Origin of the sequence: Actinomadura terrae (genome assembly GCF_022751215.1) — a bacterium.
Classification (GTDB): Bacteria; Actinomycetota; Actinomycetes; order Streptosporangiales; family Streptosporangiaceae; genus Spirillospora; species Spirillospora terrae.
Window position 1 is genome coordinate 263,833 of record NZ_JAICDG010000004.1, and the last position, 23,408, is coordinate 287,240.

Consider the following 23,408-nt stretch of genomic DNA (forward strand, 5'->3'; position numbering starts at 1 on the left):
GCGCTCCTCGGCTCCCTCACGAATCCTCCTTGATCATTGGGGTTGTCGATCGATCGGCGGGCTCGTCAGTCGGCCAGGGCTTCGAGGAGGCGTTCGGCGTCCTCGGGTTTGAGCAGTCCGGCGCCGAGCGCGCGGTCGGCGGTGAGGCGGGCCAGCGCCACGTAGGCGCGGCGGCTCTCGGGCGACACCCGGCCGAGTTCGGCGACGTGGTCGGCGACCGTGCCCGCGTCGCCGCGCGCGACCGGTCCGGTGAGGCCGTCGATGCCGAGCCGCAGCCCGTTGTCGAGCGCGGCGCCGAGCAGCGGCCCGAGCATCCGGCCGGGCTCGGCGACCCCCGCGCCGCGCAGCAGGTCCATCGTCTCGACGACGAGCGTGACCAGGTGGTTCGCGCCCCCGGCCAGCGCCGCGTGGTAGAGCGGGCGGCGCTCCTCGGGAATCCACACCGGCTCCCCGCCCATCTCCAGGACGAGCGCCTCGGCGACCGGACGCAGCGGCTCGGGCGAGGTCACGCCGAACGAGATGCCGGTGAGGCGGTTCACGTCGTCGGGCCGCCCGGTGAAGGTCATGACCGGGTGCAGCGCGAGCGGCAGCGCCCCCGCCCGCGTGACCGGGTCCAGGACGGACGCCCCGTACCGTCCGCTCGTGTGCGCGACCAGCTTGCCGGTGACCTCGACCCCGGCGCCGACGAGACCGGTGGCAAGTTCCGGCAGGGTGTCGTCCGGGACGGTCAGCAGCACCAGGTCGGCGGCGGCCACGACCTCGTGCGGGGGGACGACGTCCACGCCGGGGAGGCGTTGCTCGATCCGCTCCCGCGACCGCTCGGACACCGCCGCCGCAGCGACGACGCGGTGCCCCGCACCGGCGAGCGCTGCGCCGAGCGCCGTCCCGACGCGTCCGGCGCCGACGACGCCGACCGCGAGCCGCGCGGGCCGGTCCTCGGCGCCGCCGGGGCCATCGCCGTTTCCGGGCGCGGCGGCAGGGGGCGTGGCATGTGGATCCATCGGTTCGTTCCAGTCCTCAGGTAGGTACCGGACGTGCGCGACCCAATGTACCCGTGGGCCCTTGGCCGGACGTCCGGTCCCCGGCGGGGCGGCACGGCGCGGACACTACCCGAGCCGCCCCCGCCATCACATTCGAGTAAGGCTTCCGCTACCAGTCGTGACGATCATCTCGGTCCCGCCGCCACACTTCCCGGACAACAGAGGGTCATCTCTTGCGGCGCACCGAAAGCCGAGCGTATCTCTGGATCGTGACGGCGTCGTCACCATAAGTAAAACGACAAGGCGCTCCGAGGCCATCGCGGACGGCCCGGCGGTAGGGGACCGGACCCGCTCCTACCGCCTCCGAGGGGCCGCCCGCACCCCACTCCGCCCCACCGCTAACCGTCGTCCCCTGCGGTGGGGCGGAGCCAACTCTCCTCACGCATCGCACCCGGTTTGGGACGGGGTGAATCCCGGCCCAGGTGACCCTGCGAGGTCAGTCGGTGGCGAGGGACTCCACGATCGACGCCTTGGCGGCACGCCGCGCGGGCATGACGGCCGCGACCGTCCCGGCGGCGCCCGCGAGGACGACGAAGCCGATGACCTGGAGGTAGGGCAGCGAGAAGACCGAGCCCTCCGCCATCGCGCGGGTCGCGGCCCAGCCGAACGCGATCCCGAGCACGACCCCGGTGAACGCGCCGATCACGGCCATGACCAGCGCCTCGACCGACAGCATCCGGCGGAGCTGGCGGCGGGTGAGGCCGAGGGCGCGCAGCAGCGCCGACTCGCGCGTCCGCTCCACGACCGACAGCGTCAGCGTGTTCGCGATCCCGAACAGGGCGATGACGATCGCCAGCCCGAGCAGCCCACCGAAGATCATCAGGATCATGTCGATCGCCTTGCTGACGCTCTCCTCGAACTCGGCGGCCGAGTACACCTTCGCGGTCGGGTAGGGCCGCGCCGCGTCCTCGACGACGCGGCGCGCCGCCTCCGCCGGCACGCCGTCCTTGTCCTGGACGTAGATCGCCGACTGGCCGGGGGCGCCGAAGTACCGGCGGAAGTCCGCCTCCGGGGCCAGCACCTCGCCGAGCGGCGCGGATGAGGAGTACACGGCGGCGATCTTGACGGGCACCCGGCCGTGCGCGGTCTTGAGCTGGACGGTCTGGCCCGCCGACAGCCCCTTGCCGTCGGCGAAAATCTTGTCCACCAGCACGGTCCCGGGCTGGAGGCCGCCCGGCCGCAGCGCCGCCTCCGACCCCGACTCAAGACGGGGCTTGAGCACGGTGCCGAGTGCCCTGCCGGTCAGGCTGGCAACGGTCACCGACTTGCCGTTGAGCTCGGTGTCCTTGCCCAGCACCTCGAAGACCTGGGCGAACTCCGGACGCTTGGCGAGCGTCTCGGCGAGCGCGTGCGGGACGACGCCGCCGGTCTCGTGGCCGGGCCCGGCGCCGCCGCGCGCCTCCACCTGGAACTCGACCGGGTACTGCTCCGCGAGCTTGGCCGCCGACGTCGCCTTGCTGCTCGCCGCGACCACCGCGAACAGGCTCATCAGCCCGACGCCGACGGTCAGCGCGATCGTCGTCGTGGCGGTGCGGCGCGGGGTGCGGCGGGCGTTCTCCACGGCCAGCCGTCCCGGCACGCCGCCGAGCCGCGCCGGGACCGCCCCGGCGACGCGTCCGAACGGGCGCACCAGCGCGGGCATCCCCATGACCACCGCCAGGAAGAACACGGCGCCGCCGAACGCGACGACGTACATCGCGGTCGGCCCCTTCCCCATCTGGAGCGAGCCGAGCGCGCCGAGCGCGAGCCCGGCCGCCCCGAACAGGACGGTCAACGCCGTCCGGACGCGTCCGAGCCGGAACCGTCCGGCGGCCGGCTCCAACTCCGAGCGCAGCGCCGCGACCGGCGGGACGCGGGTTGCCGCCCGCGCCGGCAACAGCGCGGAAAGCACGGTCACCGTCACGCCGACCGCCAGCCCCACCACGGCCGTGCGTCCGGCGAAGGTCAACCCGTCCACCGGGACCTCCGAGGCGAACCGGCTGATCGCGGCGACCGCGGCGGCGCCGAGCCCGATCCCGGCGAGGATGCCGAGCAGCGAGCCGACCACCCCGACTACCGCCGACTCCACCAGCACGCCGCCGAACACCTGCCGCCGCGTCGCGCCGACGCAGCGCAGCAGCGCCATCTCCCGCATCCGCTGCGCGATCAGGATCGAGAACGTGTTGTAGATGACCAGGGCCGAGACCAGCATCGCCACCAGCCCGAAGATCAGCAGGCCGGTGCGGATGATCTCGGTGTCCGCGCCCGCCGCCTTGGCGAGCCGCTTGGCGAGCCCGTCCCCGGTGAGGACCTCGTAGGAGCCGCCGCCGGCCGAGCCGCGGACGGCCGGTCCGCCGACGGCCGCGGCGACCTTGGTCCGGTCCACCCCGAGGACGTCGATCTCCCGGTAGCCCTTCGTGCCGGTCATCGCCAGCGCGGTCGCGGCGTCGAAGCCCACCCCGCCCTGCGCGCTGGCCTCGTTGTCTATGCCGAAGTCGACGATCCCGACGACGGTGAAGCGGTGCGGGCGGCCCGCGTGGTCGAGGACGGTCACCGCGTCCCCGACCTTGTATCCGGCCCGGTCGGCGACCTCCTTGTTGAGCACCGCCTCGGTGGCGCCGGACGGCACGCGCCCCTGGTCCACGTCGAACCGCAGCAGCCGTCCGGTCGGCACCGACAGGCCGACGGTCGGGTAGTCGCCGACGGTCTTGCCGTCCTTGCCGACGAGCGCGGCCTCCCCGCGCACCGTGCCCTGCGCGTCGGTCACGCCCGGAATCGCCCGGACCTTGCGCAGGACGTCGGTGGGGATGTCGTCATGCTTCGACCCGCCGGCAGTCGGCGGCAGCACCGCGACGTCCACCTTGCCGGCAGATTTCGCGAACGTCCGCTCGACGCCCTGGTCCATCGTGTCGGTCAGGACGAACGTGCCGGAGATGAACCCCACGCCGAGCGTGATCGCCACGGCGGTCAGCAGCAGGCGCAGCTTGTGGGCGAGCAGGCCCGCGAGTGTCGTCCGCAGCATCACGCCCCCAGGCTCTTGAGCCGGTCGAGCACCGCGTCCGGCGTCGGACGGACGATCTCCGAGACGATCTGCCCGTCGCGCAGGAACACCACCCGGTCGGCATAGGCCGCCGCCACCGGGTCGTGGGTGACCATGACGATCGTCTGGCCCATCTCCCGCACCGACGATCGCAGGAAGCCGAGCACCTCGGCGCCCGCGCGGGAGTCGAGGTTGCCGGTCGGCTCGTCCGCGAAGATCACGTCGGGCCGGGCGACGATCGCCCGCGCGCACGCCACCCGCTGCTGCTGCCCGCCCGACAGCTCGCTCGGCCGGTGCCCGAGCCGCTCGCGGAGCCCGACCACGTCCACGACCTGGTCGAACCACGCGCGCTCGACCCCGCGGCCCGCGAGGTCGAGCGGCAACCTGATGTTCTGCTCGGCGGTCAGCGTCGGCAGCAGGTTGAAGGCCTGGAACACGAACCCGACCCGCTCCCGGCGCAGCATCGTGAGCTGCCGGTCGTTCAGGCCGGTCAGCTCGGCGTCGCCGAGCGTGATCCGCCCCTCGGTGACGGTGTCGAGCCCGGCCAGGCAGTGCATCAGCGTCGACTTGCCCGACCCGGACGGCCCCATGATCGCGGTGAAGGCGCCGGCCGCGAACCCGACGCTGACCTCGCGCAGCGCGTGCACGGCCGCGTCCCCGGACCCGTACACCTTCGACACGCGCTCCGCGGCGACGGCGGGCACTCGCCCCGCGTCCGGAACTCCCCCGGGCGGGCTGGTGAACGTGCTGGTCACGGCGACTCCTTCGTGGATGTGAACGACCGTGCTCCACGCTAGGAATCGCCGCCGCCCCCGCCATCGCCCCCGCGGCCACGGTTCACGTCAACCATGCGGCGTGTCCGGAACGCCCTGTACGACCTGAGTCGTACGCCGCGGTCAGCCGTCCTACCGACGCCAAGACCGTGGGACGGCGCGGATGGGAAATGCCACGCCGGGTCCGGTCGACCGTCCTACCGACGCGAAGGCCCGCACCTTCCGGGGCCCGGCCTGGCGATCGCCGGTTGGAGAGCCGCGAGGGGAAGCCGGAGTGTCCGAAACGCGCGAGCGCCGGGGACCCGAGGGACCCCGGCGCTCGCGCTTGAGACCGTGACGGCTCAGTGGTTCAGGAAGTTCACTCCCGCGCCGCCCTTGCATTGGGCGTTCGCGAGGACGGCGACGATGTTGTTGCCGCAGACGTTGATCGGGACGCTGATCGGCACGAAGATCTGGTTGCCGCCCAGGATCGACCCGTTACCGCTGGTCTGGTTGTTCGAGAACTGGCCGCCGTGGCCGTGCCCGTGTCCGTGGCCATGCCCGTGCCCATGGCCATCGGCGAAGGCGGGGCCGGCGGTCAAGATCGAGCCGGTGATGGCGAAGCCGATGATGCCGGTCGCGGCAAGCTTCTTGATCACGTTAATCCTCCCGTACGTCGGGTTTCGGTGGACCCGATGGACAATGCCGAGGCCATCCACATGAATGACGTCGCGTACGGTAGTTACCCAGCTACCTTCCGGTGACGGAAATGCCACCCCCAAGACGCCTGACAAGAGTCACCAAGTGGTGATCAAGTAATTACTGCGAGTCGTCTCTTTGGCCGCTTTTGACCAGACCCGTCTCATACGCGAACACCACCGCCTGAACCCGGTCCCGGAGGCCCAGTTTCATCAGGATCCGCCCCATGTGCGTCTTGACGGTCGCCTCCGAGACGTACAGCCGCGCCGCGATCTCCCCGTTGGACATCCCGCGCGCGACCAGCCGCAGCACCTCGCCCTCCCGCTCGGTCAGGCTCTCCAGGGCGCCGGTCGCCCGCTCCTGCGCGTCCGGCAGGTGCAGCGCGAACCGGTCCAGCAGCCGCTTGGTCGTGCTCGGCGCCACCACCGCGTCCCCCGAGTGCACCGCCTTGATCGCCTCGATGAGCTGCGTCGGCCCCGCGTCCTTCAGCAGGAACCCGCCCGCGCCCGCCTTGATCGCCGCGAACGCGTACTCGTCGAGGTCGAACGTCGTCAGGATCACGACCTTCGGCCCGGACGCCGCCACCACCCGCCGGGTCGCCTCGATGCCGTCCATCCGCGGCATCCGCACGTCCATCAGGACGACGTCGGCCGCCGTGGCCCGCAGCAGCTCCAGCGCCTGCACGCCGTCGGCCGCCTCCCCCACGACCTCGATGTCGGGCTGCGCGTCCAGCACCATCTTGAACCCGGCCCGCACCAGCTCCTGATCGTCGACCAGGGCCACCCGGATCGGCCCCTCGTCCACCAACTCGTCCACGCTGCCTCCCAGCACGCTCCTGGCACCTCCCACCCAACACCCCTCGCGGACCCCAGCGGTCACGCCGCCTCGCGCACGGGAATCCGCGCGACCACCTCGAACCCCCCGCCCGGACGCGGCGCCGCCCGGACGCTGCCCCCGTAAACAGCCGCGCGCTCGCGCATCCCGACCAGGCCGTGCCCGCGCCCGTCGCTGACCGCGGCGGCCCCGCGCCCGTCGTCCACGACCCGGATCTCGACGGTGTCCCCGGCATAGCGAAGCCGGACATCGGCGGACACGCGCAATCCGCCGTGTTTGAGGGTGTTGGTCAGCGCCTCCTGGACAATCCTGAACACGGTGAGCTGCCGTCCCTCCGACATGGTCGCGGGCGAACCGTCCACCCGCATGTTGACCGCGAGCCCCGACGCGCGAACCTGTTCCACCAGGTCGTCGAGCTGCGCGACCCCCGGCTGCGGCGCGTACTCGCCCGCGTCGTCGCCCTCGCGCAGGACGCCGAGCAGCCGCCGCATCTCCGCCAGCGCCAGCCGCCCGGTCGAGGAGATCGTCTCCAGCGCCTGGCTGGCCTTCCCGACATCGGTGTTGATCGCGTAGGACGCGCCGTCCGCCTGCACCACGATCACGCTGACGTTGTGGGCGATGACATCGTGCAGCTCACGCGCGATGCGGCCGCGCTCGGCGGCCATCGCCATCTGGACCTCGGCGTCCCGCTCGCGCTCCAGCCGCTCGGCGCGCTCCTCCACCGACCGCAGGTAGGCGCGCCGCGTCCGCATGTGCAGGCCGAGGATCCACACACCCGCCACCACTGCCGTCATCGCAAGGAACGTGAACTTCTTGTCATCCGAGCCGACCGGGTAGCGGATCGTCGCCAGGGCCGTGCCCAGTTCGCCGACCAGCGCGGCCGCCAGCCCCCAACGGAAGGTACAACTGGCCGTGACGGTATAGAGCCCCATCAGAATGGCGATGTTCGCGGGCAGGACGGGAACGTTCAGGGCCCACTGGACGAACGAGACGGCGGCGACCACCGCGAAGATCGTCCGGGGGAAGGTGCGGCGCAGTACCATCGGCACCAGCAGTGCCGCCGTCATCACCGTGTACCTGATCCCGCTCACGTTCGGTCCGCTGCCGAACAGCACCGGGAACGCCAGTATGAGCACCGGCGCGGCAAGGAACGCGTCGACCAGCGGCGTCCTGCCGCGCAACCACTCCCAGAACCTCGGGGCCATGCCGTCAGCGTAAGGACACGCAGGTCAGCCTCGGATCAGCCGCAAGTCGGAACCGACTCCACCGCAAGGATGGACCTCGGCGGTGGCGGCCCACGGTAACGTCACAGGAGTGGCGATGCCCGTGACCGAATGGCTGACCTGGCGCACCGCGATGGAGCGGGCCCTGTACGGCGAGGACGGCTTCTACCGGCGCGGTGAACGCCCCGCCGAGCACTTCCGCACCTCCGTGACCGCCTCCCCCCGCTTCGCCGCCGCGATCGCCCGGCTGCTCGCCGAGATCGACGCCGCGCTCGGCCATCCCGCCCGGCTGGACATCGTGGACATCGGCGCCGGTTCCGGACGGCTCCTGGCCAACGTCCTCTCCTGCGCGCCCCCCGGCCTCGCCGACCGCCTCGCGCCGACCGCCGTGGAGATCGCGCCGCGTCCCGCCGACCTCCCTGACCGCATCGCCTGGCGCGCCGAACTGCCCGCCGAGATCACCGGCCTGGCGGTCGCCAACGAATGGCTCGACAACATTCCGCTGGACGTGGCCGAGCACACCCCGGGCGGCGTCCGCACCGTCCTGGTCGACCCGTCCAGCGGCACCGAGCGCACCGGCCCCGAGCCCACCGCCGAGGACCGCGACTGGCTGGAGCGCTGGTGGCCCCTCCGCGAACCGGGCGACCGCGCCGAGATCGGCCACCCCCGCTGCGCCGCCTGGGCCTCGGTCATCAGGCGGCTCCGCCGCGGCCTCGCGATCGCCGTCGACTACTCCCACTCCCGCGAGTCCCGGCCGCCCTACGGCACCCTGACCGGCTACCGCGACGGCTCCACCGTCCCCGCCGTCCCGGACGGCTCCTGCGACGTCACCGCCCACGTCGCCCTGGACGCCTGCGTCGTCGCGGGCGAACGCGCCGGCGCCACGTCCACCCTCCTGACCACCCAGCGCGCCGCCCTCCGCGGCCTCGGCCTGTCCGGCGCACGCCCCCCGACGTCCGAGGCCCACCGCGACCCCCGCGCCTACCTGACCGCCCTCTGCCACGCGGGCGAGGACGCCGAACTGACGGACCCGTCCGGCCTGGGCAGCTTCGGCTGGCTGGCCCAAACCGTCCAAATCCCCCTCCCAACCCCCCTGAACAAGCCCAGCTAGCCCGCCCCACCCCCAAGCGACACCGGCCAATTGCCACCAACCCCGCAAACGCCGCCTCCCCACCCGGCTAAGCGAGACCGGCCAGATCGCACCCAACCGTACGAACGCCGCCTCCCTCCCGTGTGCGAGACCGGCTAGATGGCACCCAACCGCGCGACTGCCGCCGTCCCACGCCCCTAAGCCACACCGGCCAAATGCCACCCAACCGTCCGCCCCCGCCCCCTCAGCGAGACCGCCCCAAGCCACCTAACCCGCGAACGCCGCCTTTCCGCCCTTTGAGCGAAACCGGCTAACCGGCACTCACCGCGCGCGCCCCGCCTCCCCGCGCCTTGAGCGAGACCGGCCAGATGGCATCCAACCCTGCGATCACCGCCTCCCCTGAACGAGACCGGCTAGGGCGTGTTTCAAAGTGGCCTCAGCCGTCACGCGGGCGTGTAGCCGAGCGGTGGGGCGGACACCGGAGGCGGGCCCGCCCGGGAAGCTCGCGAAGCGATTCCGCGCCCGCCAAGGCACGGTCACTGCCCGAGCCGCCAGGCGAGGGCAGTGGGCCGGGACCTTGAAGCACTGCCTAGGCGGCATCCACCGTGCGATCGCCGCGGCGGTCGCCGACGGCCCGTCCGCGCCCGTCGGGACGCTGGACGTGCTAACTCCCACCGAGGGCCTCCCCGCCCCCCTGAGCGGGATCGGCTCTCGTCTAGGTGGCGTAGCTCCCACCCTCGAGACCACGCCCTCCCCGCCCCCCTGAACGAGATCGGTTCCCCGGCCATGACGGGGACGTGGCGCGCGCGTGCCCTCTCACCCCGCGAGGTCGGTCAAGCCCAGCCCCCGCGCTGATCGGCCGCCGAGTCAGCATTCGACATAAAGGGCTTCCAAGCCGCGCAGGACGAATCCGGGCTTCCACTTCGGCTCGTCCACCAGCCGGAGACCGGGGGCAAGTCGCAGCAGCGCGCCATAGGACTCGGCGAGCTCGATCCGAGCCAGCGGCGCCCCCAGGCAGTAATGGATACCGAGCCCGAAGGTGATGTGCGGATTCGGATCCCGCCCCAGGTCAAGGCGGTCAGGCTCGGCGAACACCGCAGGGTCACGGTTGGCGGACGCGAACTGCAACGCGACCTCGGCACCGCGCGGAATGTCGATTCCCGCAACGGTGATGTCCTCCAGCACCCACCGCTCGAACATCGGCGCCGGCGTGTCATACCGCAGCAGTTCCTCGATCGCGGCGGGAATGAGCGAGGCGTCAGCGCGCAGCCGCGCCAGCTCCCCGGGATGGCGGAACAGCGCCCACCAACCGTTTCCGGTCGTATTGACCGTGGCCTCGTGGCCCGCGTTGAGCAGCAGGACGCAGGTGCCGATCAACTCGTCCTCGGTGATCCGGTCGCCACCGTCGACGACCTGGGCGAGCGCGCTGATCAGGTCGTCGCGCGGCGCGTCCTTCCGCTGCCGCGCCAGATCGCGCAGGTACTCGGAGAACTCGGCGGCGGCCCGGACGGCCGACCGCTGCACGTCCTGCGGCGGGTTCAGCTCGTACATGCCGCAGATGTCGGCGGACCAGGGACGCAGCAGGTGCCGGTCCGCCACCGGCACGCCCAGCATCTCGGCGATCACGTTCACCGGCAGCGGCTCGGCGACCTCCGCGAGCAGGTCGCCGCCCCCCTTGGCCACCAGGGACTCGGCCAGTTCCCCGGCAAGCCGGCGGATCATCGGCCGCAGCCCCTCCACCATTCGCGCCGTGAACGCCTTCGACACGAGGCGCCGCAGCCGCGTATGCGTGGGCGGCTCCATGTCGAGCAGCCCGGCGCGGACGAGATCCCAGAACGGTTTGACGAACTCGCTCTCCGGCTCCTGGCCGAACTCCTCGTGCCCGGCGATGTGCAGGTAGGTGCGCCCGAGCCGCCGATCCCTCAGCAGCGCGTTCACATCCTCGTACCTGCTGATCACCCATTGGTCGCTGGGCTCATGGAAGAAGACCGGGCGCTCAGCGCGCAGCCACTCGAACACGGGGTAGGGGTCGGTGACGAAATCAGGTGAGCACGGATCGTAGGCCAGCTCATTCATGGTTCCGACGATAAGCCCGTGAACCGCTCATTCCGAGCCCGCATCGGTGACAGAACCGGGCATCAGATGGCGGGCCAGCGTCTCCAGCGCCGCCGTCACCTCCCGAACGTGCTCCGGACCGCCCAGCGCAGCCGTCAGGGCCCCTTCGATACTGGCCGCGCGCACCTCGGCCACCCGCTCGGACTCCTCGCCCGCCTTGCGCACCAACGACCGCCGCCGATCCGCCGGATCCGGCGCCGTCACCACCGACCCCGCCTCCCGGAGCCGCGCCACGGCCATCGACACCTGGCTCTGCGGCAACCCGGTGCGCTCGGCGATCTCCCCCACGGCCGTGTCCGGATGCCCGACGACATCGCTCAACACGATCAGCACCGCCCGCGCCCCCCCGCGCTCCCCACCCCGCGCCGCAGGCATCGCCTCCTCCCCGACCTTCATCAACGCCCGCCCCAACAAGAACAACTCAACACCGTTCACCCCCTCAACTTACATCCAGATAGATACATCAAACTTGATACATCAAAATAGATCCATTAAGCTCCCCCCACCTGCAACCCCCAACCCCCACACGACCACCCACCCACACGCCCCCCACACGCCGCTCAACACCACCGCCCCCCTCACACCCTCGTCTCCCACCACACCCGCCCTCCTCACACCACCGTCCGCCTCCGTCACCCCGCCGCCCCCTCAACGGCCCTCTCACACCGCCTCCTCGCTCACCGCCTCCTCGCTCACCGCCCCCTCGCTCACCGCCCCCTCGCTCACCGCCCCCTCGCTCACCGCCCCCTTGTTCACGCCCCTTGTTCACGCCCCTTGTTCACCGCCCTCGCTCACCGCCCCTCGCTCACCGACCTCCACCGCGCCATCGCCAGCCCAACCAGTCCCATCCACACCAGCACGCGCTCACCGCAGCCACCCCCATCACCGTCCGCCCACCCACGCCGCCGCCCCACATGCGCCGCGTACCTACACCACCGCCCCACACACCGATTTCGAGTCTCTGCACGCACCCCCATGTTGAACCGCGGCCCACCCGCGGACCTCTTTGCGGCATGGCGTCTACCCGAGCCGTCCCGGCATGGCCTGAACGGCACGGCCTGGTGCTGGTCCCTGCTGGAGAAGAGCACGCATAGTAGCCCTGTGAGGCCTGGCAGCCGGCGATGCCGGTGAGCCCGTACAGGACCTTTGCCGAGGTGAGGACGTTCGCACCCGAGCCGAGGGCATGGACGGCGAGGCCAGGAGCGGGATGCTTTTGGCGGTGGCTACCTCGCGGGACAGCGTGACGCGAACGCACGACCTGAGCAGCACGATCCGAACAGCACGGCCTGGTGCTTGTGCAGTGCGCTCGGCGCCGCTCAGCTAGCGCCCCGCTTCTTGGCTCCGAGAACGTGAGCCCTGCCGGGACCTGTGATGCGGCAAGCCAGGTTGCGCAGCCCTCTTCTTGGCCCTGACAACCCCCGATCAATCTCGCTCTCACATGAGCAACCTCGTTTCGAGAGGACGTAGAAGACATGGCAACCACCACGAGCGCGATGCTCCCCATACCTGGAGCCGAGCTGTACTACGAGATCCGGGGGGACGGACCGGTGTTGGTGATCGGCCAAAGTGGCGAGGGGGACGCGCGGCGGAGTGCGGACATGGTCGATCGACTGGTCGAGCACTACACCGTGGTCACCTATGACCGGCGCGGGTTGTCACGGACCGCCGTCGCCGACCCGACCGCGCCCGTCTCGCCCGAGACGCACGCCGAGGACGTCCACCATCTGCTGGCGGCGCTCACCGACGAGCCCGCGCTCATGCTCGGGTGCAGCCTGGGCGCGCTCTACGGGCTTCACCTGGCCGCCGCGCACCCTGGGCAGCTCTCCACGCTCATCGCTCATGACGTGGCCGCGCCTGGTTTGCTGCCTCCTTCCGATCGCGCCCGGATCGACCGCACGCTCGCCGAGGTCGAGGCCACCGCTCGCGCGGGCGGCTGGCGTGCCGCCATCGCTATGGTCGCCGCCGCCACCGGGCTCGATCCCGCCCGTATGGAGACCGAGTCCGGCGTCACGTTGGTACCGATGACCGAGGAGCGGGCCGCCAACATGACGTACTACCTGACCAATGACGTTTCCGAGCTTCGCCGCAGCACCCTCGGGCCCAAGGAGGTCGCCGCGGCCGCCAGCGGCACGCGCATCGTGCCCGCCGCCGGTGTCGATTCGAAGAACGCCTGGAACCATCGGTGCGCCGAGGAGCTGGCCTCCGTCCTCAACACCCCGCTCGTGGAGTTCCCCGGCGGACACAACGGCAACACGGCGTTCCCGCGTGCTTTCGCCGCCCGTCTGCACGAGATCTTGACGCTCACCTCCTGACGATCACTCGGGTGGGGTCGGCCCGCCCTCCCCCTCTCGGACGGGCCGACCAACTCCATGGTCAGGGCCGGTGGTCGACGGCGGAAGTAGAATGGCGTTCTGTGGATAACCAGGTCAGCGGGCGGCCCAGTGGGTCGTGTCGCCCGAGGCCCGGCGGGCGGCCTGGGCCCGCCGCGCGGTCGCGTCGACGATCGCGCGCGCCTCTCCCAGGTCGCGGGCGGACGCGGCGACCTGCACCGGCCCCGGCGGCGCGTCCACGTGGACCGTCGCCAGCCCTTGGAGCCGCTGGAACAGGTTGGCCGTAAGGCGCACGCTCTGCGCGCGGGCGTGCGCGATGACGTCGGTGCGGCGGCAGGGCCAGCCGTGGCGGGCCACGAACACCACGTCGTCGGTCCCGGCGCCGCCCGCGCGGTCGGCGGCCACCGCCTTCGACGACGCGGGGACGAGAGGCACCGCGTCGATGTTCGTCCCCGGAAACACCTGCGACACCAGATAGATGGCGACCTGCCGGGGCGCCACCGGCAGAAGCGTCGAGGAGAGCGCCTGACGCTCACCCGCGTAACCGGCGACGGTGACCTCGACCCGCGCCCATCCCAGGGCACGCCAGAGCGCCGGTTCGACGATGCTGACCGCCTGCACCCGTCCGGGCGGAAGGGTCTGCATGCGGGTCTCCAGCAGCCCGTAGCGCAGTCGGATACCGTCCGGCGACATCGCGACCGTGAAGTTGGCGTACATCACCAGGGGCGCGATGACGGCGCGGATCAGACCGAGGAACGCGGGCACGGCGACGGCGAGCATTCCGCCTTCCGCGTACGCCACGAGAAACAGCAGCGAGGCCAGGAACAGGACGACCGTCCCGATCACGGGGAACCGCACCAGCAGCGACCCGAACAGCGCACCGAAGGGCACGCGCCACAGGTGGCGTTCGGGCGCTTCGGGCGTATGTCCGGGCAGACCGGCCGCGCGCGCGAGGAGTTCGGCCCGTAGTTGCTGGGCGGAACGGCGGCCGAGATAGCGAAGCGCGATTTCGCTTTGTTCGCCTCCGGCAAGCTCCACCCTCACCTCGGCGAGGGCGAAGACGCGGGTGACCAAGGGACGGACGAGGTCGATGGCCTGGACGCGCGACAGCGGTATGCGGCGCTTCCGCTTGCGGAGCAGTCCGGCTTCGACGACGAGGTCGTCACCGTCCACGCGGAACCGCAGCCCCAGCCACGCCCACAGACCGGAACCCACGGCGATCGCCGTCATGGGGACGCTCACGATCAGGAACCTGGCGATCACCTCGGGGGTCAACTCGATGGTGATGCCCTCATCGGTCTGCGTGAGCAGCAGCGGAAAGCCGAGCAGGACGAAGTACACGATGAGGATGAAGAACGCCCGCAATGGCGCGGTCGCCCAATGCAGCCTGTGTGTCCCCTCGGAGAACCGCACCGGTGGGGGTGGGCCGTACCCCGGATGGGGGCCATACCCGTAGGGCGGACGGGGCGGACCATAGGGCGACCCCGGATACGGCGGACGAGGAGGCCCATAAGGAGGGTGTCCGTTAGGGGGATATGGACCGTGCGGGCCATAGGGCCCCGAGGCGCTATACGGCCCGGGCACACCGTGGGAGCCCGGCGCCCCGTGAGAGCCCAGCGCACCGTGAGGGCCCAGCGCACCGTGAGGGCCCAGCGCACCGTGAGGGCCCAGCGCCCCGTGAGGGCCTGGCCCGCCGGGAGGGCCCGGCGTTCCGTAGGGGCCCAGCACGCTGTGAGGGCCCGGCGCTCCATTGGGACCCGGCGCCCCGTGAGGGCCTGGCGCGCCGTGAGAGCCTGGCGTTCCGTAGGGACCCGGGCCGCCGGGAGCGCCCGGCGCTCCTTCGGGACCCGGCGCTCTGTGGGGTCCTGGTGCTTCGTGAGGGCCCGGCGCTTCGTATGGTCCGGGTTGTCCATAGGGGGCGGGTCGGCTATACGGGCCTGGGTGCGCAGGCTGGCCTTGCGGGCCGTGGTCCCCCGGCTGGGCTTGAGGTCCATACGGCCCAGGGGAGCCGTTCTGCCCTGGAGGGCCATACGGACCGGCGGGGCCGGGCGCCCCATACGGCCCCTGCGAATGTGGGTGAGGGCCGTTGGAAGAATCCTCGTTTTCCGGAGGAGGGCCGAAAGGGCCGCTCATAGACCCATGCTCCGCTCCTCGCCCTTCCGGGCGAGGCGATCGCGTAGGGGTCCGGCGTCTGCCGCGGGCAGGCCCGGGATGGTGGCATCGGTGGCCGCCGCGGCGGTGTGCATGCGGACGGTGGCGATTCCCATCCACCGCTCCAGTAGCCCAGCCGTCACGTCCACGAACTGCATCCGCCCGTAGGGCACGACGATGAGCCGCTTGACGAGCACCCCATACGTGACGATGAGGTCGTCCCCCCGCTCCGCATAGCCGAAGGACCGGCGGCCCAGTTCGGCCATGGCTCCCGCAAGGACGACCACGAGCATCAGGGCCGCGAGCCACATGGCGGCGGCCACCGCGCCTCCGCCGTTCCGCCACACCAGGAAGGCCCCGAGAGCGCCCACAGGGACCGCCCAGAGCACAGCCGTAAGGAGCCGGTGCCAGGTGTGGCGTTTGGAGATGGGTGACCAGTGGAGCCCGTTCCCGGGCGCGAACGCCTGGTCCGCTTGGTAGACCGGTGGCGCGGCCACCGCGCCGCCCTGGCCGTACGCCGCGTAACCCCCCGGGTCCTGCGCCTGCCCCGTCACGGACGGCGACGCGCCCAGGCCCGGCCCGTCCTGGATTGCCCCGCCCTGGCCAGGGCTCGGCGACGACAACGGATGCGCCGCGCCCTGCGATCCCGGGTTTGCGGCGGGCTCATATGGCGGTTCGCCACGGCTCGCGTTCATCGCCTCTAGTCAACCGGATAACCTCGACCGCTCGCCATGCGACTATGTGGCGGTGATCGGAGCGGCGGAGACGCGACCATGACCACCGAGCGAATCGTCGGTATCGGTGCGGGCGCCAAGGAGCTCGCGACCGAGGACATGACCCTGAACATCGGGCCCCAGCACCCGTCCACGCACGGCGTGCTGCGGCTGAAGCTGACGCTGGACGGCGAGCGGATCTCGGCCGCCGAACCCATCATCGGCTACATGCACCGCGGCGCGGAGAAGCTGTTCGAGGTGCGCGACTTCCGGCAGATCATCGTGTTGGCCAACCGGCACGACTGGCTGTCGGCGTTCTCCAGCGAGCTCGGGGTGGTGCTCGCCGTGGAGCGCATGCTGGGGATGGAGGTTCCGGTACGCGCCGTATGGGCGAGGACGTTGCTGGCGGAGCTGAACCGTGTCCTCAACCACCTGATGTTCCTCGGGTCCTATCCGCTGGAGGTAGGCGCGATCACCCCGATCTTCTACGCGTTCCGTGAGCGCGAAGTGCTGCAACGGGTGATGGAGGAGGTCTCCGGTGGACGCATGCACTACATGTTCAACCGTGTGGGCGGCCTGAAGGAGGAGTTGCCCGCAGGCTGGACGACACGCGCGCGGCACGCGGTCGCCGAGGTCCGGGCGCGCATGAGCGACATCGCGGATCTCATCATGGGCAATGAGATCTTCCGCGCGCGTACACGGGACGTGGGCGTCCTCACCCGGGAGCAGATCCTCCAGTACGGGGTGTCCGGCCCGATCGCGCGAGCGTCCGGTGTGGATTTCGACCTGCGGCGGGACGAACCGTATCTGGCCTACGGCGAGATCCCCGTCCGCGTGGTCACCCGCCAGGAGGGCGACTGCCTCGCCCGGTTCGAGTGCCTTCTGGACCAGGTGTACGCGTCCCTCGACATCGCCGACGCCTGTCTGGACCGCCTCGCCGAGCTTCCGCCAGGACCGATCAACCAGCGGCTCCCGAAGGTGCTGAAGGTCCCGGAGGGCCACACCTACGCCTGGACGGAGAACCCGCTGGGCCTCAACGGCTACTACCTGGTGTCCCGCGGTGAGAAGACCCCGTGGCGGATGAAGCTCCGGTCGGCGTCGTTCAACAACATCCAGGTACTGGCGGAGCTGCTGCCCGGCAACCTGGTCGCCGACATGATCGCGATCCTCGGCTCGATGTTCTTCGTCGTCGGCGACATCGACAAGTAATCCGAATCAACGCCACCGCCCCCTCTACTAACCGCAGCCGCCCGACGCGAACTCCAAGAACGCGCCGAGGTCAGGCACGGGAGGCGCCGCGGCTGTGCTCCTCCTCGTCCGGGTCCTTGGGTACGCGGCACGCGTATTCCAGGAAGAAGGCGGCTCCCGCCAGTACGGCGGCGGCGAGGAACGTCCCCCCGCTGACGAAGAAGTCGTGGCGGGGGGTCGGCTTGTCCAGGGAGTCGGCGAGGCTTCCGGCGAACCCCGCGAAGACGCCCGCCAGCACGGCGGCCGCATGCGCGCTGGCCTTGCCCAGCGCGGCCATGCGCGCGACCACGAGCGGTTCCACCGGCTTGGTGCCGGGCTTGCGGCGGATGCGGCGCAGCACGTTCACACCGGTGAAGCCCTCGCCCAGCGCCAGCAGCAGAAGGGTCGGGACGGCCGTCCAGGGGAGCGGCGGCAACGAGACGTAGGCCGAGCGCAGCACCGCCCAGGTGGTCACGCCGATGACGACCACGAGGGCGATGAGGAACAGCGGGCGGGACGGTCTCATGCAGGCTGCTGGAGTGTCAGGTCACCCCGGCGGCGAACGGCCGACGGTCCCCCCTCCGCCTGCTTGGCCGCCGCGAGGTCGCCGACACGGCCGTGCCCGGGGAGCAGCACGTCCGGCTCGATGTCGGCCCACGGGACGAGCACGAACGCCCGCTCGTGCGCGCGGGGGTGCGGGAGGGTCAGCGCGGGGTCGTCCATGGCGATGTCACCGAAGACCACGATGTCGATGTCCAGGGTGCGGGGGCCCCACCGCACTTCACGGACGCGGCGCATGGAGTTCTCGATGTTGAGGATGCGTTCGAGCAGGTTCTCCGGCGGCAGGCGGGTGTCGGCGACCAGGACGATGTTGAGGTAGTCCCCCTGTTCGGGGATTGTCTCACCGGGAGGCGCGTAGGGAGCGGTCTCGTACACGGGGGAGAACGCCACGAACTCCAACCCGGGGGCGTCGAACAGCGCGTCGACGGCCTCCTGGATGTTGTCCAGGCGGTCGCCGAGGTTGCTGCCGAGTGAGAACACGACGCGGTGCTGGACCAGCATGTGGCCGCCGGTCGCGGTGCGGTCGGGCATGCGGTCGGACGCTGTCATGGGCGACTCCTCCTGATCTTCACGGCCACGTCCGTGAAGGGGTGCGGCACCGGGGCGCTGGGCTTGTGGACGGTGACCTCCGCGTCCACCACCGTCGCGTCTTCCAGACATATCTTCGCGAGCCTCTCGGCAAGCGTTTCGATCAAGTTCACGGGGTCGTTCTCGACGGCGGCGACGAGCCGGTCGGCGAGCGATCCGTAGTCGACGGTACGCGAAAGGTCGTCGCCCTCAGCGGCGGGACGGGTGTCCAGGCCGAGGACGACGTCGACCACGAACTCCTGACCGAGTTCGCGTTCGGCGGGCAGGTAGCCGTGTCGGCCCCGGACGCGCAGGCCGCGCAGTTCGATGTGGTCGAGAGTCATTCTTCCTCTGCATCGACGACGTTGAGCACGGGTGAACCATGGTGGAGCAGGAGCCGCCACTCACCGTCCGACCGGACGAACACGTTGGTGGCGACGATGCTGCCGCCGGCGAGGAACCCCGATTCGGTGTCCTCGTCGGCGGTGAGAACGTTCTCCTTGCAAGTGACCACCGCGTGATCGCCGTAAACATCGGTCTCGACGTCGGTCAGGACGAACTGGATGTAGGGCGTGTTGGCCATGATGAGGGCCCAGGAGCGCAGGACCTCCTCGCGTCCCCTGAGCATCGCCCAACCTGGATGCACGCAGGAGACGCCGTCCGCGAAACGGCCGTCGGCCCATACGGCCGACATCCGGTCGAAGTCGCCGGCCTCGAAGGCGGCGTAGAACTCCGCGTGCACCTCGTCCAGATCGGCGCGGTTCACTGCGTGGCTCATCGGTCGGCGCTCCCGGTTTCGGCGCGACCGTCCGCCGCGGCAGGTTCGGCTTCGGGGACATCGTGCTCGGACGGCAGCGGACGGGTCGCGCGCATGGCGGCGGCCACCCGGACGGCGTCGACGTTGGGCCGGACGCGGTGCACGCGCACGCACCACGCCCCGCCGTACGCGGCGAGCGCCGAGGTCGCCACGGTGCCGTCGTCGCATTCGGCGAACGGGCGGCGGGTGCCGTCGGGGTCCGCCAGGAGGGTCGTCAGGAAGCTCTTGCGGGAGGCGCCCACGAGAACGGGGTAGCCGGTACCGGTGAGCTCCTCCAGGTGCGCCAGCAGCGCCCAGTTGTGCCCGGCCTTGGGGCTCTTCGCGAAACCGAGCCCCGGGTCCAGCACGATAAGAGACGGGTCCACGCCCTCTTCCAGGACGGCCTCGACCCGGCGCAGCAGTTCCTCGCGGACCTCGCGGACGACGTCGGCGTACACGGCGCGGGTCTGCATGTCGTGGCTGTGACCGCGCCAGTGCATCACGACGTAGGGAACACCGGCGGACGCCACCACACGGGGCATCTCGGGGTCGGCCAGGCCGCCGCTCACGTCGTTCACCAGCCGGGCGCCCGCCGCCACGGCGGCCTCGGCCACCTCGGCCCGCATGGTGTCGACGCTGACGGGAACGTTCTCGTCCCTGAGCGCCTCGATGACGGGGATGACGCGGCGGAGTTCCTCGTCCAGCGAAACCCGCTGGGCGCCGGGCCGGGTGGACTCCCCGCCCACGTCGACGATGTCGGCGCCCTCGGCGACGAGGTCGAGCCCATGCCGGATGGCCTTCTCCGCGTCGAACCAGGCGCCGCCGTCGGAGAACGAGTCGGGGGTCACGTTGACCACGCCCATCACGAGGCAGCGCCCTGGCGCGGGCAGCCCCGGAACAACGGCACTGGTCATATGACCAACCCTATGCCTTGATCTCAGCACTCCGGGGCGCCGCCCCAGGGCCTTCCGGACACCGTTCCGCAGGACCGGAGGACGACCACCGCGAACGCGTCCAGTGGCCCTTGCGGACGGCCATCCCAGACATCCGAAAACCCCACCTCCCGAGCCGGCCGGACGCCGTCGAGACGTCCACCTCGAAAGATCATCCCAGCGCCTCGAAAGATCCTCGCGGCCACCTCGAACGAACATCGGGAACCGCCTCGAACGAGCACCAGAGCCGCTTCGAACAAGCGTCCGGAGCCGTCGATTCGCGCGGCACCGAGCGACCACTGCGACTGCCGGGACGCCTGAGACGCGGTGAACGGGCCTCAGCTCGCCGCTGAGGCCCGTTCAGATGCCTTGAAAAGCTTGGGGAGGGTGGAGCGCTGCTAACGCGTGAGGATCAGGCTCATCGCCTCGGCGCGGGTCTCGGCATGATCACGGAAGTCGCCGCGGACGGCGGACGTCACGGTCTTCGCGCCCGGCTTGCGCACGCCCCGCATCGTCATGCACAGGTGCTCGGCCTCGATCACCACGATCGCGCCGCGCGGCTCCAGGACGCTCATCAGCGCGTCCGCGACCTGGCTGGTGAGCCGCTCCTGCACCTGCGGGCGGCGCGCGTACACGTCCACCAGCCTGGCGAGTTTCGACAGACCGGTGATCTGGCCCTTCTTGTTCGGCGTGTACCCCACGTGGGCGACCCCGTGGAAGGGCACCAGGTGGTGCTCGCACACGCTGTACACCTCGATGTCCTTCACCAGGACCATTTCCTCATGGTCGGCGTCGAACACCGTCGTGAGGGCGTCCTCGGGACGCTGGCGCAGGCCGGCGAACTGCTCGGCGTACGCCCGCGCCACCCGCGCGGGGGTGTCGCGGAGCCCGTCGCGCTCGGGGTCCTCCCCGATCGCGAACAGGATCTCGCGCACGGCGTTCTCGATGCGGACGTGGTCGAACCCCGGTGGGTCGTCCTTGAGCGGCGCCTCGTCGTACGGAATGGCCAAGGCGATCAGCTCTCGCCCGGGGCCGGGTCGGCGGACTCGGAGCCGACGCCGCCGGTCACACCGCCCTGCCCGTTGCCCTTGGTCAGGTCCGTCACGTCCTGCGGGCCGAGCAGCGCGAGCTCCTTGGGCGAGAGCACCGGCGGCCGGTCGGACGGCAGGCGCTTGCCGTAGCCGGTGTAGGAGTTCTGGTGCGGCCGCTTCGTGATCGGCGCGAAGATCGCCAGCACCTGGTCCTTGGACAGGGTCTCCTTGTCCATCAGGTTGACCACCAGGTCGTCCAGGACGTCCCGGTACTCGACGAGGATCTCCCACGCCGTGTCGTGCGCGCTCTCGATGTAGCGGCGGACCTCGTCGTCGATCGCGGAGGCGATGTCCTCGGAGTAGTCGCGTTCGTGGCCCACGTCGCGGCCCAGGAAGACCTCGCCCGCGCCGGTACCGAACTTGCGGGCGCCGAGACGCTCGCTCATGCCGTACTCGGTGACCATGTTGCGGGCGATGGAGGTCGCCTTCTCGATGTCGTTCGCCGCGCCCGTGGTCGGCTCGTGGAACACCAACTCCTCTGCGGTGCGCCCACCCAGGAGCATCGCGAGCTGGTCGTTCATCTCCGAGCGGGTCGTGAGGAACTTGTCCTCCATGGGCAGCGTCATCGTGTAGCCCAACGCGCGCCCGCGCGGGAGGATCGTCACCTTGTGCACGGGGTCGGCGTTCGGCAGCGCGTGCGCCACCAGCGCGTGCCCGCCCTCGTGGTAGGCGATGATCTTCTTTTCCTTCTCCGACATCACGCGGGTCTTGCGTTCCGGACCCGCCATGACGCGGTCGATGGACTCCTCAAGGGTGTCCATGTCGATGAGCTTGCGGTCGAAGCGCGCGGTGAGCAGCGCCGCCTCGTTGATGACGTTCGCCAGGTCCGCGCCGGTGAAGCCGGGGGTGCGGCGGGCGATGACGTCCAGATCGACGTCCGGCGCGAACGGCTTGCCGCGGCCGTGCACCCGCAGGATGCCCTTGCGGCCCTCCAGGTCGGGACGGTCGACGGTGACCTGGCGGTCGAAACGACCGGGACGCAGCAGCGCGGGGTCGAGGATGTCGGGGCGGTTGGTCGCCGCGATGAGGATCACGCCACCCTTGACGTCGAACCCGTCCATCTCGACCAGGAGCTGGTTGAGGGTCTGCTCGCGCTCGTCGTGCCCGCCGCCGAGCCCGGCGCCGCGGTGCCGGCCGACCGCGTCGATCTCGTCGATGAAGATGATCGAGGGGGCGTTGGCCTTGGCCTGCTCGAAGAGGTCGCGCACCCGGGAGGCGCCCACACCGACGAACATCTCGACGAAGTCGGAACCGGAGATCGAGTAGAACGGCACCCCGGCCTCACCGGCCACCGCGCGCGCCAGCAGCGTCTTACCGGTACCGGGCGGGCCGTACAGGAGCACGCCCTTGGGGATCTTGGCGCCGATCGACTGGAACTTCGCCGGGTTCTGGAGGAAGTCCTTGATCTCTTCCAGTTCCTCCAGGGCCTCGTCGGCCCCGGCCACGTCGGCGAAGGTGGTCTTGGGGGTGTCCTTGGTGATGAGCTTGGCCTTGGACTTGCCGAAGTTCATTACCCGCGAGCCGCCGCCCTGCATCTGGTTCATGATGAACAGGAAGATCAGCACGATGACCACGATGGGCAGCAGGCTGAACAGCAGGTTCAGGAAGAAGCTCTGCTTGGGCACGTCGACGTTGTAGCCGCCGGGCAGCTTGCCCGCGTCGGCCTGCTTCTGCAACAGCTGCTGCAACTGCACGCCCTGGCCGTCGACCCAGGACGCCTGCTGGTGCGTCTTGTTGTCGACGAGCGTGACCTCGATTCGCTGGTCCTTGTCAATGATCTTGGCGGACTTCACCTGGCCCGCGGCGATCTCCTGGACGACCTTGGAGGTGTCGGTCTTCTCGTACGAACGGCCGGGGTTGAAGCCCCACATGACGAGGGCGACCAAGAGGCCGAACAGCAGGATCCACAGCAGCGGCCCGCGAAAATAGCGCTTCACGTCCATTTATCCGGTTACCCCTTCGGGGCCCGTCCCTCCTGACCAACGTCTGTGTGCGATCCTCGCCCGTCCCGGGGGGCGGACGCCACTGCGACCAACCAAAGGCCCGTATCCCGGGGCTCCGGACCCACCAAGGCGGCCTCCCTCGGGTGGCTCCCCGACCCAAGGGCCGGGGACACCGACGGTACACCGCAGGACACAGGAGACGCAGCCAGCGCCGATCTCCTGATCCTTTCCATATACCCGTCAACGACCTTTGCAACGATCCGTCACGGTCCCTTGTTCCCCGGCGCCGCTGTCGAGCCCCTCACCAGCCGCTGAGGAGCACGAT

The 23,408-nt window shown here is 70.7% G+C and carries 20 protein-coding genes; 3 read left to right on the forward strand and 17 right to left on the reverse strand.

Annotated features, from left to right (window positions below):
• Positions 1-65 precede the first annotated feature (65 nt).
• From K2F47_RS25875 to K2F47_RS25900, 6 genes are all read right to left on the reverse strand, one after another.
• Entirely contained in the window at positions 66-1,001 is a 936-nt protein-coding gene (locus K2F47_RS25875) for a Rossmann-like and DUF2520 domain-containing protein (protein WP_242907878.1), read from the reverse strand.
• 475 nt (positions 1,002-1,476) lie between these two features.
• Positions 1,477-4,041, reverse strand: coding sequence for an ABC transporter permease (locus K2F47_RS25880; protein WP_242908781.1), 2,565 nt, complete (start codon positions 4,039-4,041; stop codon positions 1,477-1,479).
• Positions 4,041-4,814: an ABC transporter ATP-binding protein gene (locus K2F47_RS25885; RefSeq protein WP_372490914.1), complete on the reverse strand. Its 774-nt coding sequence runs from the start codon at positions 4,812-4,814 to the stop codon at positions 4,041-4,043. Before K2F47_RS25885 ends, K2F47_RS25880 begins: the two co-directional genes overlap by 1 nt.
• A 359-nt stretch (positions 4,815-5,173) precedes the next feature.
• The gene (locus tag K2F47_RS25890; RefSeq protein ID WP_242907880.1) at positions 5,174-5,470 is read right to left on the reverse strand and encodes a chaplin family protein; all 297 of its coding nucleotides are present in this window, start codon (positions 5,468-5,470) and stop codon (positions 5,174-5,176) included.
• Between the two features lie 160 nt (positions 5,471-5,630).
• Complete coding sequence (locus K2F47_RS25895; RefSeq protein ID WP_308198460.1) at positions 5,631-6,326, reverse strand: response regulator; 696 nt, start codon at positions 6,324-6,326, stop codon at positions 5,631-5,633.
• Between the two features lie 59 nt (positions 6,327-6,385).
• A complete protein-coding gene (locus tag K2F47_RS25900) occupies positions 6,386-7,549 on the reverse strand; it encodes a sensor histidine kinase (protein WP_242907882.1) in 1,164 nt (387 codons plus the stop codon).
• 115 nt (positions 7,550-7,664) lie between these two features.
• On the opposite strand from K2F47_RS25900, the gene K2F47_RS25905 reads away from it, so the two are divergent.
• Positions 7,665-8,678, forward strand: a complete 1,014-nt coding sequence (locus K2F47_RS25905; RefSeq protein ID WP_242907884.1) for an SAM-dependent methyltransferase — start codon at positions 7,665-7,667, stop codon at positions 8,676-8,678.
• 846 nt (positions 8,679-9,524) lie between these two features.
• Here the strand turns inward: K2F47_RS25905 and K2F47_RS25910 are convergent.
• Positions 9,525-10,733 carry a cytochrome P450 gene (locus K2F47_RS25910; RefSeq protein WP_242907886.1) on the reverse strand — a complete coding sequence of 403 codons (1,209 nt, stop codon included), beginning with the start codon at positions 10,731-10,733 and terminating at the stop codon, positions 9,525-9,527.
• 27 nt (positions 10,734-10,760) lie between these two features.
• Positions 10,761-11,207 carry a MarR family winged helix-turn-helix transcriptional regulator gene (locus K2F47_RS25915; protein ID WP_242907888.1) on the reverse strand — a complete coding sequence of 149 codons (447 nt, stop codon included), beginning with the start codon at positions 11,205-11,207 and terminating at the stop codon, positions 10,761-10,763.
• A gap of 1,037 nt (positions 11,208-12,244) precedes the next feature.
• Between K2F47_RS25915 and K2F47_RS25920 the strand changes: the two genes are divergently transcribed.
• Positions 12,245-13,084, forward strand: coding sequence for an alpha/beta fold hydrolase (locus K2F47_RS25920; protein ID WP_242907890.1), 840 nt, complete (start codon positions 12,245-12,247; stop codon positions 13,082-13,084).
• A 114-nt stretch (positions 13,085-13,198) separates the two neighbouring features.
• Here the strand turns inward: K2F47_RS25920 and K2F47_RS25925 are convergent, their stop codons facing one another.
• Together K2F47_RS25925 and K2F47_RS25930 are read right to left on the reverse strand one after the other, a co-directional pair.
• Positions 13,199-14,467 carry a PH domain-containing protein gene (locus K2F47_RS25925; protein WP_242907892.1) on the reverse strand — a complete coding sequence of 423 codons (1,269 nt, stop codon included), beginning with the start codon at positions 14,465-14,467 and terminating at the stop codon, positions 13,199-13,201.
• Positions 14,468-15,231: 764 nt separating this feature from the next.
• Positions 15,232-15,624 (reverse strand): PH domain-containing protein, encoded by a 393-nt coding sequence (locus K2F47_RS25930; protein ID WP_242907894.1) that lies wholly within the window; start codon positions 15,622-15,624, stop codon positions 15,232-15,234.
• Between the two features lie 402 nt (positions 15,625-16,026).
• Between K2F47_RS25930 and K2F47_RS25935 the strand changes: the two genes are divergently transcribed.
• Positions 16,027-17,175, forward strand: a complete 1,149-nt coding sequence (locus K2F47_RS25935; protein WP_242907895.1) for an NADH-quinone oxidoreductase subunit D — start codon at positions 16,027-16,029, stop codon at positions 17,173-17,175.
• 70 nt (positions 17,176-17,245) lie between these two features.
• Here the strand turns inward: K2F47_RS25935 and K2F47_RS25940 are convergent, their stop codons facing one another.
• The 7 genes from K2F47_RS25940 to ftsH form a co-directional block, all read right to left on the reverse strand.
• The gene (locus tag K2F47_RS25940; RefSeq protein WP_242907897.1) at positions 17,246-17,719 is read right to left on the reverse strand and encodes a DUF3180 domain-containing protein; all 474 of its coding nucleotides are present in this window, start codon (positions 17,717-17,719) and stop codon (positions 17,246-17,248) included.
• Entirely contained in the window at positions 17,716-18,303 is a 588-nt protein-coding gene (folK, locus tag K2F47_RS25945; RefSeq protein WP_242907899.1) for a 2-amino-4-hydroxy-6-hydroxymethyldihydropteridine diphosphokinase, read from the reverse strand. Before folK ends, K2F47_RS25940 begins: the two co-directional genes overlap by 4 nt.
• Entirely contained in the window at positions 18,300-18,665 is a 366-nt protein-coding gene (gene folB / locus K2F47_RS25950; protein ID WP_242907901.1) for a dihydroneopterin aldolase, read from the reverse strand. The genes folK and folB overlap by 4 nt, the downstream gene beginning before the upstream one ends.
• Positions 18,662-19,099 carry a nuclear transport factor 2 family protein gene (locus K2F47_RS25955; protein WP_156214534.1) on the reverse strand — a complete coding sequence of 146 codons (438 nt, stop codon included), beginning with the start codon at positions 19,097-19,099 and terminating at the stop codon, positions 18,662-18,664. Before K2F47_RS25955 ends, folB begins: the two co-directional genes overlap by 4 nt.
• Positions 19,096-20,031, reverse strand: coding sequence for a dihydropteroate synthase (folP, locus tag K2F47_RS25960; protein ID WP_372490915.1), 936 nt, complete (start codon positions 20,029-20,031; stop codon positions 19,096-19,098). Before folP ends, K2F47_RS25955 begins: the two co-directional genes overlap by 4 nt.
• A gap of 416 nt (positions 20,032-20,447) precedes the next feature.
• On the reverse strand, positions 20,448-21,059 hold the full coding sequence (gene folE / locus K2F47_RS25965) for a GTP cyclohydrolase I FolE (protein WP_242907903.1): 612 nt from the start codon (positions 21,057-21,059) through the stop codon (positions 20,448-20,450).
• Positions 21,060-21,064: 5 nt separating this feature from the next.
• On the reverse strand, positions 21,065-23,083 hold the full coding sequence (gene ftsH, locus K2F47_RS25970) for an ATP-dependent zinc metalloprotease FtsH (protein WP_242907905.1): 2,019 nt from the start codon (positions 23,081-23,083) through the stop codon (positions 21,065-21,067).
• Between the last annotated feature and the right edge of the window lie 325 nt (positions 23,084-23,408).

Excerpts from the sequence above, each read along its gene's own strand:
- K2F47_RS25875 (WP_242907878.1), bottom strand. The coding sequence starts at position 1,001 with ATGGATCCACATGCCACGCCCCCTGCCGCCGCGCCCGGAAACGGCGAT.
- K2F47_RS25880 (WP_242908781.1), bottom strand. The coding sequence starts at position 4,041 with ATGCTGCGGACGACACTCGCGGGCCTGCTCGCCCACAAGCTGCGCCTG.
- K2F47_RS25900 (WP_242907882.1), bottom strand. The coding sequence starts at position 7,549 with ATGGCCCCGAGGTTCTGGGAGTGGTTGCGCGGCAGGACGCCGCTGGTC.
- K2F47_RS25905 (WP_242907884.1), top strand. The coding sequence starts at position 7,665 with ATGCCCGTGACCGAATGGCTGACCTGGCGCACCGCGATGGAGCGGGCC.
- K2F47_RS25910 (WP_242907886.1), bottom strand. The coding sequence starts at position 10,733 with ATGAATGAGCTGGCCTACGATCCGTGCTCACCTGATTTCGTCACCGAC.
- K2F47_RS25920 (WP_242907890.1), top strand. The coding sequence starts at position 12,245 with ATGGCAACCACCACGAGCGCGATGCTCCCCATACCTGGAGCCGAGCTG.
- K2F47_RS25935 (WP_242907895.1), top strand. The coding sequence starts at position 16,027 with ATGACCACCGAGCGAATCGTCGGTATCGGTGCGGGCGCCAAGGAGCTC.
- K2F47_RS25940 (WP_242907897.1), bottom strand. The coding sequence starts at position 17,719 with ATGAGACCGTCCCGCCCGCTGTTCCTCATCGCCCTCGTGGTCGTCATC.
- folK (WP_242907899.1), bottom strand. The coding sequence starts at position 18,303 with ATGACAGCGTCCGACCGCATGCCCGACCGCACCGCGACCGGCGGCCAC.
- folB (WP_242907901.1), bottom strand. The coding sequence starts at position 18,665 with ATGACTCTCGACCACATCGAACTGCGCGGCCTGCGCGTCCGGGGCCGA.
- K2F47_RS25955 (WP_156214534.1), bottom strand. The coding sequence starts at position 19,099 with ATGAGCCACGCAGTGAACCGCGCCGATCTGGACGAGGTGCACGCGGAG.
- folP (WP_372490915.1), bottom strand. The coding sequence starts at position 20,031 with ATGACCAGTGCCGTTGTTCCGGGGCTGCCCGCGCCAGGGCGCTGCCTC.
- ftsH (WP_242907905.1), bottom strand. The coding sequence starts at position 23,083 with ATGGACGTGAAGCGCTATTTTCGCGGGCCGCTGCTGTGGATCCTGCTG.